General features: G+C 69.6%; 6 protein-coding genes and 2 pseudogenes. 3 read left to right on the plus strand and 5 right to left on the minus strand.

What is annotated here, in order from left to right; translation table 11 throughout:
• Positions 1-30 precede the first annotated feature (30 nt).
• Together G6048_RS45125 and G6048_RS45130 are read left to right on the plus strand one after the other, a co-directional pair.
• Positions 31-411, plus strand: coding sequence for a GntR family transcriptional regulator (locus tag G6048_RS45125; protein WP_165345423.1), 381 nt, complete (start codon positions 31-33; stop codon positions 409-411).
• Positions 412-568: 157 nt separating this feature from the next.
• Positions 569-1,681 (plus strand): annotated as a pseudogene (locus tag G6048_RS45130) (ABC transporter substrate-binding protein).
• A 49-nt stretch (positions 1,682-1,730) separates the two neighbouring features.
• Here the strand turns inward: G6048_RS45130 and G6048_RS45135 are convergent.
• The 4 genes from G6048_RS45135 to G6048_RS45150 form a co-directional block, all read right to left on the minus strand.
• Complete coding sequence (locus tag G6048_RS45135) at positions 1,731-2,312, minus strand: 2'-5' RNA ligase family protein (RefSeq protein ID WP_328828857.1); 582 nt, start codon at positions 2,310-2,312, stop codon at positions 1,731-1,733.
• 34 nt (positions 2,313-2,346) lie between these two features.
• Entirely contained in the window at positions 2,347-2,496 is a 150-nt protein-coding gene (locus G6048_RS45140) for a hypothetical protein (RefSeq protein WP_165345424.1), read from the minus strand.
• A 101-nt stretch (positions 2,497-2,597) separates the two neighbouring features.
• On the minus strand, positions 2,598-3,368 hold the full coding sequence (locus G6048_RS45145; protein ID WP_165345425.1) for a DUF72 domain-containing protein: 771 nt from the start codon (positions 3,366-3,368) through the stop codon (positions 2,598-2,600).
• A 42-nt stretch (positions 3,369-3,410) separates the two neighbouring features.
• On the minus strand, positions 3,411-4,505 hold the full coding sequence (locus G6048_RS45150; protein WP_165345426.1) for a DUF5925 domain-containing protein: 1,095 nt from the start codon (positions 4,503-4,505) through the stop codon (positions 3,411-3,413).
• Positions 4,506-4,671: 166 nt separating this feature from the next.
• Here G6048_RS45150 and G6048_RS45155 point away from each other — a divergent pair, with 166 nt between their 5' ends.
• Positions 4,672-6,093 (plus strand): GH39 family glycosyl hydrolase, encoded by a 1,422-nt coding sequence (locus tag G6048_RS45155; RefSeq protein ID WP_165345427.1) that lies wholly within the window; start codon positions 4,672-4,674, stop codon positions 6,091-6,093.
• Positions 6,094-6,141: 48 nt separating this feature from the next.
• On the opposite strand, the pseudogene G6048_RS45160 reads toward G6048_RS45155, so the two are convergent.
• Positions 6,142-8,198, minus strand: a pseudogene (locus G6048_RS45160) (lipopolysaccharide biosynthesis protein); the annotation flags it as partial.

Here is an 8,198-nt window from a genome sequence, read left to right on the forward strand (position 1 = left end):
GGGGGAGAGGGGCTAGGGGACAATCGGCTTGTGACGTTGAAGATCGACATCGATGACGGAGCGGGTGTTCCCCCGTTTGAACAGGTGCGCGCTCAGATTTCCGAGCAGGCGCGGGCTGGTGTGCTGCCGGTGGGGTATCGGTTGCCGACCGTGCGGGGGCTGGCGGAATCGCTTGGCCTCGCGGCGAACACGGTTGCCAAGGCTTATCGGGCGCTTGAGTCGGATGGGGTGATTGAGACGCGGGGCCGTAACGGAACGTTTGTCGCGTCCGCGGGTTCGGCGGCTGAGCGTGAAGCCGCTGGTGCTGCTCGGGCTTATGCCGAGCGCGTGCGGCGGCTCGGGCTCGACGAGGAGGCGGCCCTCGATGCCGTTCGGGATGCGGTGCGGGCGGTTTACGGGGACCGGGAGTAGAGCGCCACAGGAGCCGTCTGACGATGCGACTCGGCGTGATCGCCCAGGTGCGCCCGCCACGGCGAGATGAGACGAAAGCGCACCACCGGGCCTTGCCGCTCGGCGACCTGGGACAACTGCAAACGAATCGTCATACGGGAGCAGGAGACGCCTACGCATGCATACGCCACCATCGCCACCGGGGTCGGAGTGGACTGACAGAGCGTCCGTCCGGATCGGCGCTCTCGTTCCGCTGACCCGGCCCGGCTGGGTCGAGGCAGGCCAACACCTGCTCGCCGGACTCGAGTTGGCCGTCGGCGAAGTCAATGAGGCGGGCGGGATCGGCGGAAGACCACTCGAGCTTGTGGTCCGAGACACAGCGGCTGACCCACAAAGGGCCGCGGCGGCCGTGGAGGAATTGGCCGGCCTGGGCGTGGCAGCGTTGGCGGGGGAGTATCACAGCGTCGTCGCTCGCGCCGCTGCCGCCAGGGCCGACGCCCTCGGCCTGCCGTTCCTGTGCTCGTCAGCGGTTCTCGACGCGCTCACCGAACGGCCGACGGAATGGGTCGCGCGCCTCTCCCCGCCGCAGTCCCGCGGCTGGCAGGTCTACGCGGACTTCCTCCTCGGCGCGGGCCACCGTCGCATCGCCGTAGCAGCCCAGCCGAGTGTTTACTGGGCAACTGGAACCGGCATTCTGCGGGATCACCTCGCTGCACGCGGCGGCACCGTCACCGAACTCGACATGAGCGAGCTCACCCCCGCGGCCGTGTGCGACGCACTCGTCGACAGTCGCGCGACAGCCCTCCTTCTTCTGGTCGGCCACCCGGATCCGGCAGTGCCGATCGTCAAGTCCGTCCGCGGCGACCAGCGCCTCGCCGAGATCCTTATCGGTGCTCCGGCCGGGCAACCGGAGTTCGCCGAATGGGCGACGTCGCTGGGCGACGACAGCGCCGGGGTCCCGTTCTTGCGCTACCTGCCCGAGCGCCTCGGCCCACTTGGTGCACGAGTGGAGAAGGCCCTCCGTGAGCGGCTGGGCGAAGCGCCCTCCTTCGTCTCCTTCGAGGGCTACGACACGGGCGCCGTCCTCGCCGATGTGCTGCGTACTCACGGCGCGGACCAGGCGCGCATCGCCGAATCCTGGCCGCGCGTTGCAGTCGAAGGCACCCGCGGGTAGATCCGGTTCTCCCGCACGCCAGGCATCAGCGTGTGGCAATGGGCTCGGTCGCCAGTCCAAGTCGTTGATCGAGATCCGGCGGAACCCGATCGCTTTCGGATTCTTCACGCCGGCTGAGAGAGCACGGAGGTCCGACTGCCCAGGGTTTGCTGCGGCGTTCGACTACTCAGAATCGTTCGCTGAGCGGGCTGGCCGGGCGACGAGCGAGCGGGTATCTGGCCCGGTCCTGCCAGCGTTCGCCGTCCCAGACGATGAGCTGGACCGCGTGGACGTGACACCGAAGCGGTAACAGGGGCGCAAGCTCGGCCTGCATCGCGTCGTACGCGGCGTCCTGGGTCGCAGGGCCCTCGTGGTTCGCGACCGTCAAGTGGGGGTCGAGCCCGGCGCCAAAGAGCCCTCGGTACGGCACTACCTCGGGCCAGCGCAGAGTGAGGTCCTCAGTAAGCGCCTTGACGGGGTCGTGTGGCCGTGGGTCGAGGTACAGCACACCGGGGTAGCGGCCGGATTCGGCGAACGTCAAGGCGAAGGCATCGTGCTTGGCGAAAAGGCCGGACAACTCACGGTGGACGGGTGCGTCTATGCGGCTCTCGTGCACGAACGGGTAGAGCACGGTCACATGGGCGGGGAATCCGGCCCTGACCAGCGGATCAGCCTCGGGGATCTTGATGGTGAACGCTGTATCGCCGGGTATGTCCGGCCACCGGTCCGTCTCCCGCTCGCTCGCGACTTTGCTCTCATCTGAGATCACCACGCTCCATGATCACAGGTGGGATGCGCCGCGATCAAGAGAGAGTCCATGGGCCCAGACCGGTACGGCCCGGGCGGAGCTGGTCGGGCTGCCCGGCCGGTCCGGCGAAGCTGGCCAGGTCGGACATGAGTGCTTCGATCCACGTGTGGACCAGGACGTAGTCGCCGTCGCCGCCCGCGTGCATGATCAGGACGGCGAGGCCGAGTCACAGCGGCTCCGCCGCGGGACGCGACCAGCCGCGACGCACCCGCAGTCGAGGCACGACCTGTCACCCCCGGGGGCGCCCTACGGGGCGCTCAGCCGGCGCGGCGTGCGCGTCACCGTCAGGCCCGCCGCCCTGGCCACTCTGGCGAAGAGCAGCGCGTCCTGGACCGCCGCGGCGTGGGGGTCGTTGTTGAAGTAGACGTAGACGTGCTGGTTGTCGGGCCACGTGGCGGCGATTCGGTGGGTCCAGGTGGACAGGGACTGGCGGCCGTAGTGGGGCCAGTGGTGGGCCCGGCCTACGTGGAAGCGCAGGTAGCCCCAGTCCGTTGTGCGCCAGAGCGGGGTCACGGGGCGGGAGAGGACGTCGGCCCAGACCAGGGCGGCGTGCCGGGACTCCAGGACGTCGCGTACCTCGGGGGTCCACCAGGAGTCGTGGCGGGGTTCTACCGCGACTCGGGTGGCGGGCGGGAAGCAGGACAGGCAGGTGTCGAGGAGGGCGGGGTCGGCGCGCAGTGTGGGTGGGAGCTGGAGGAGTATCGGGCCCAGGCGGTCGCCGAGGCCGGTGGCGTGGGTCATCAGGCGGTGTACCGGTTCCTCGGGGTCGCGTAGGCGCTTGATGTGGGTCAGGAAGCGGCTCGCCTTGACGGCGATGACGAAGTCCGGCGGGGTGCGGTCCCGCCAGGACTCGAAGGTCTCCTGCGACGGCAGCCGGTAGAAGGCGTTGTTGATCTCGAGCGTGGCGAACCGTGTCGCGTACTGCTCCAGCCAGAGCCGCGTGGGCAGCCCGGCGGGGTACAGGACTCCGCGCCAGTCCTTGTACTGCCAGCCGGACGTGCCCACGAAAAGGGTCATAACCCCATGAAAGCACCAGGGGTGGGGTGTAGGCCGCGTGGCCTACAGGTACAGGCCCGCGTCCGCGCCCTCTCGCGCTCCCGGCACCGACGTCGGCGACGTGCCCCGGCGCAGGGCGTACAGCTCGGCCAGTGTCGCCCCCTCGCGGCCGATGCCTTCCTCCGTGCCCAGCCAGTTCGCCGACTCGCGGTGGGTCAGCGGGCCGACCTCGATACGGGCCAGGCAGCGGCCGGGGCGGACGACGGCGGGGTGGAGGCGCTCCAGGTCCTCGTTCGTCGTCACGCCGACCAGGACGTTACGGCCCTGGCCGAGCAGGCCGTCCGTGAGGTTGAGCAGGCGTGACAGCGCCTGGCCCGCCGTGTGCTTGGCCTCGCCGCGGATCAGCTCGTCGCAGTCCTCCAGCAGCAGAAGCCGCCAGCGGCCCTTGGCGGTGCCGTCGTCCTCGCCGATCGCGATGTCCATCAGATAGCCGACGTCGGAGAAGAGACGCTCCGGGTCGAGTACGCAGTCGACCTGGCACCAGTCGCGCCAGGAGCGGGCCAGGGTGCGCAGCGCCGACGTCTTGCCCGTACCGGGCGGGCCGTGCAGCAGGAGCAGACGGCCCGCGATGTCCTCCGGTGTCGTCTTCATCAGGTGGTCCATCGCGTCCGCGACCGGTGCTGTGTAGTTCGGGCGGATCTCCTCCCACGTACCCGCCGAGATCTGCCGGGTCGTACGGTGCGGTCCGCGCCTCGGCGAGACGTACCAGAAGCCCATCGTCACGTTCTCCGGCTGCGGCTCGGGTTCGTCCTCCGCGCCGTCCGTGGCCTGGCCGAGCACCTTCGCGGCAAGCTCCTCACTGGTCGCGGTGACCGTGACATCGGCACCGCGGTTCCAGCGCGAGATCAGCACCGTCCAGCCGTCGCCCTCGGCGAGCGTCGCGCTGCGGTCGTCGTCGCGGGCGGACCGCAACACCCGGGCGCCCGGCGGCAACAGCGTCGCCCCGGACCGTACGCGGTCGATGTTCGCCGCGTGCGCGTGCGGCTGCTCGCCCGTCGCGAAGCGGCCGAGGAACAGCGCGTCGACGACGTCCGACGGGGAGTCGCTGTCGTCGACGTTGAGCCGGATCGGCAATGCGTCGTGTGGGTTCGCAGACATGCCGCCATGATCCGTCACGCGCTCGTCCCACGCACCCGGTTTCCGTGGAGGGACCCTGAGTGTCCGGGCGCACGCCGATCTCCCCGTGTATCCCCTCCGTCCTGTTACCAGGCTGTGCACTCGAACCCATCCCAACCGCCCACCCCCGCCGTTACTGTTGTCCTTGATGGGACGTCATGGGTGGAATTCGGGGGCACGGCGGTGGCGGCTCACCGCGCTGCTCGGCGTGGGCGCGGCGGCACTGGCCCTGGTACTGACCTTGATCAACACGTTGCCGGGGGACGGTGGAAGCGCCGCCGGTACGACCCGTGATGGTGACAAGGTGCACGGCACGCCCGCCGTTCCTCCAGGTGAGGCGGGACCGGATGTCGGCTGGGGCTTCACCCACACGCAGTTCAGTGCTGACGAGGGCAGCGGCGCCGCCACGCGGCGGGTGGCGGAGCGGCTCGGTGAGCAGCCGCTGCCGCAGATCCAGCACATCATGGGCTGGGGTGCGGACAATCCCGAGCCGGTCAAGGGGCGTTACGACTTCGAGGACATGGACCGGCGGATCGACTTCGTCCGGGAGTCGGGCGGCACCCCGGTGGTCACCCTGTGCTGCGCCCCGGACTGGATGAAGGGCGGCAAGTCCGGTACGGACAACACCAATTGGAGCCAGGACGCCCTGGAGACCGCGCCGCGCCCCGAGCACTTCGACGACTACGCCGCGCTCGCCGCGACCGTCGCCAAGCGCTATCCGGACGTACGCCACTTCATCGTCTGGAACGAGTTCAAGGGCTTCTGGAACGACGCCGAGGCCCGCTGGGACTACGAGGGCTACACCGAGCTCTACAACCAGGTCTACAAGGCGCTCAAGGCTGTCAACGAGGACATCAAGGTCGGCGGCCCGTACCTGGTGATGGACAGCCTCGACCCGCGCCAGAAGGAAGACGCCTCGCCCACGGTGAAGGGCCCGTGGGGCGCCATGGACCAGCGGGTGCTCGACGCCTTCGACTACTGGAACAAGAACAAGGCGGGCGCGGACTTCGTCGTCGTGGACGGCTCCAGCTACACCAAGGACGACGAGCTGCTGCCCGACGAGTTCGCCGCCACCGAGAAGTTCACGGCCGTCAGCCGCTGGGTGCGCGAGCGGACCGGTGATCTGCCGCTGTGGTGGGCCGAGTACTACGTCGAGCCGTCCGACGCCGACGACGAGCGGGACGACTGGTCCGAGGCCCGCCGCGGCGCCGTCCAGGCCTCCGGAATGATCGCGATGGCCCGCGGCGGCGCCACCTCCGCCTTCTACTGGAACCCCGAGAAGGAAAAGGGTTCCGGCTGCGCCGGCTGCCTGTGGACACCCACCGACAGCGCCGACGGCGGCAAGCCCCTGCCCATGCTCGACCTCGTATCCCGCTTCAACAGGGAGTTTCCGCCGGGCACGGAGTACGAGCAGGTGTCCGTCGCCGCCGCCAGCGCGCCGGACGTACGGGTTCTCGCCGACGACAAGGCGGTTCTCGTCGTGAACACCCTGGACCGGAAGATCAGTACCGAAGTCGACGGCGAGCGGTTCGACCTGGGGGCGTACGACGTGAAGTGGCTGACCCGCTGACCCGCTGACCCGCTGAGCCACTTCACGCCCCGCCTCCTACGCCTTCGCCTACGCCATCGTCAGGAACCGCTGCACCAGCGAAGCCAGCAGCACCGCCAGCAGCGGAAGTGAGAACCAGAAGGTGCTCTGCAACCACTGCAACTGGCGCACGCTCGGCCGGACGGCCACCCGGACCACCTCGCGCGTCGTCAGCAGCACGAGCAGTGCGATCGCCGCGAGTCCGCCCACGACCGACCACGGCGTCCAGGTCACCTGGGGGCCGATCGGGCCGGGATCGGCCTTCGGGGCGCTGCCGTCCGGCTTCTCGCGCATCGCGTAGATGGTCGCGTCCTCGTTGACGTAGACCTTCCGCAGTTCCTCGCGTTCGTCGAGGTTGCGGATGAGCCGGGTGTCCCAGCTCGCCGAGTAGCCCACGTCCATCTGGAGCGAGATCACCTGGCTGCGGTTGATGATGAGGTACGAGTTCGGGCCCGCGTCCTTGAGCGACTTGACCAGTCCGGACACCAGCACAGGATCGGGCGGTGCGAGCGTCGGAACGTACTCCACCCGCTCCATGTCCTTCGAGCCCCAGGGCATCGCGGGCGTCACCGTGTTGACCGGGTCGTCGCTCAGCCACAGCAGCCGCGCGGTCGGCTTGTCGTGCTCGTACACGTACTCCATGGCCGCGATCTCGCCCGGACGGACCCGCTCGAAGGGCTCGTTGCCCCAGCGGGCCACCAGGAAGCCGCCGACCAGAACCAGGCCCGCCATCAGGGCGGCGAGCGGGGCGAGGCTGAACTGGTCGCGCTCGCGTTCCTTCGCGGTGACCCCGGTGCGCGGGAAGAGGGCGAGTGCGGCGAGCAGGGCCGCGCCGGGCAGGGCGAACATGAAGACGCGCAGGGCCATTTCGCCGCCGTACGACTGCATGCCGAAGCCCAGGAACGGTACGAAGGTGAGGACGAGCAGGGAGCGTTCGCGGTACTTGTGGTCGCGGCGCCGCCACCAGCCCCAGCACGCCAGGGCCATCACCGAGCCGGCGAGTGCCACGCGCGCGTACAGCACCAGTTGGTGGGTCGAACTGCCGCCCTCGATACGGCCGGAGACCGACGAGGACACATTGCCGCCGACGCCGCCGATCCCGCCGAACAGCTCGTCGAAGTGTCCCCGCCAGTACGGCTCGGCGAGGAAGCCCACCCAGACGGCGACCATCACGGCGAACAGGACGGGCAGTCCGCGCAGTTCGGAGCGGCCGACCACGACGAGGACCGTGAGAACGCCCAGCATCACGAACGGGGTGAGCTGGTGGGACGGGACCGTCGCCGCGAACAGGCCGATCAGCACCATGAGCAGTACGGCCCGTTGGCGCCGGTCGGTCGGCTCGACCTCCAGCTCGCCGGGCCGCCGCGTGGTCCACAGCACGCGTGGCGCCCGGAACCACACCAGCAGGATCGCCACGAAGACGATGTAGAGGAGGTATGTGAAGCCCTGCGGGGAGAAGTAGTCCTGGCCGACCCAGCCGCTGAGCACGAAGATCCATACGCCGGTCCACTTGGCGCGCCAGCTCGCCCGCATATGGCGTACGAGCAGGAACATCGGGGCCAGATAGAGGAGTTGCATGGCCGTCGGCCACCAGCGGATGACCTCGGTGAGGTCGTCGACCCCGCACGCCTTCGCGACGAACGCGGCGGCCGCGAAGAAGCCCGGCCAGCTCCAGCGCGCGTCCAGGTCGGGTACGGCCGAGCCGGTCCGGTCGATGTACTCCAGGAACCCGAGGTGCTGCCAGGCCGTCGCGAACCGCGGTTCCGTCTCGATCACCGCGGGCAGCGCGTGCAGCGACACCACGGTGGCCAGCAGGGTGACCAGGAGCAGCCCTCGATGCTCGCGGTTTCGCCAGAGCAGCGAGGCGAAGACCGTGACCAGCAGGGCGGCTCCGGCCAGTGTGGGCACGGGCAGGACGGAGATCAGGCCCAGCCCGCCCATCCGATCGAGGTCCCGCTCGCCGAGACCGAACGCCGGCACCCAGTACAGGATGAGCGCGGCGATCAGCAGACAGCCGAGGACGACGCCGACGCGGGTGGGGCGCAGCCGCTCCCACGGGGACGGGGACGGAGCGGACGGGTCGGGGG

It is taken from the genome of Streptomyces ureilyticus (genome assembly GCF_011045025.1).
GTDB classification, from domain to species: domain Bacteria; phylum Actinomycetota; class Actinomycetes; order Streptomycetales; family Streptomycetaceae; genus Streptomyces; species Streptomyces ureilyticus.

Excerpts from the sequence above, each read along its gene's own strand:
- G6048_RS45140 (WP_165345424.1), bottom strand. The coding sequence starts at position 2,496 with ATGCACGCGGGCGGCGACGGCGACTACGTCCTGGTCCACACGTGGATC.
- G6048_RS45155 (WP_165345427.1), top strand. The coding sequence starts at position 4,672 with ATGGGACGTCATGGGTGGAATTCGGGGGCACGGCGGTGGCGGCTCACC.
- G6048_RS45150 (WP_165345426.1), bottom strand. The coding sequence starts at position 4,505 with ATGTCTGCGAACCCACACGACGCATTGCCGATCCGGCTCAACGTCGAC.
- G6048_RS45145 (WP_165345425.1), bottom strand. The coding sequence starts at position 3,368 with ATGACCCTTTTCGTGGGCACGTCCGGCTGGCAGTACAAGGACTGGCGC.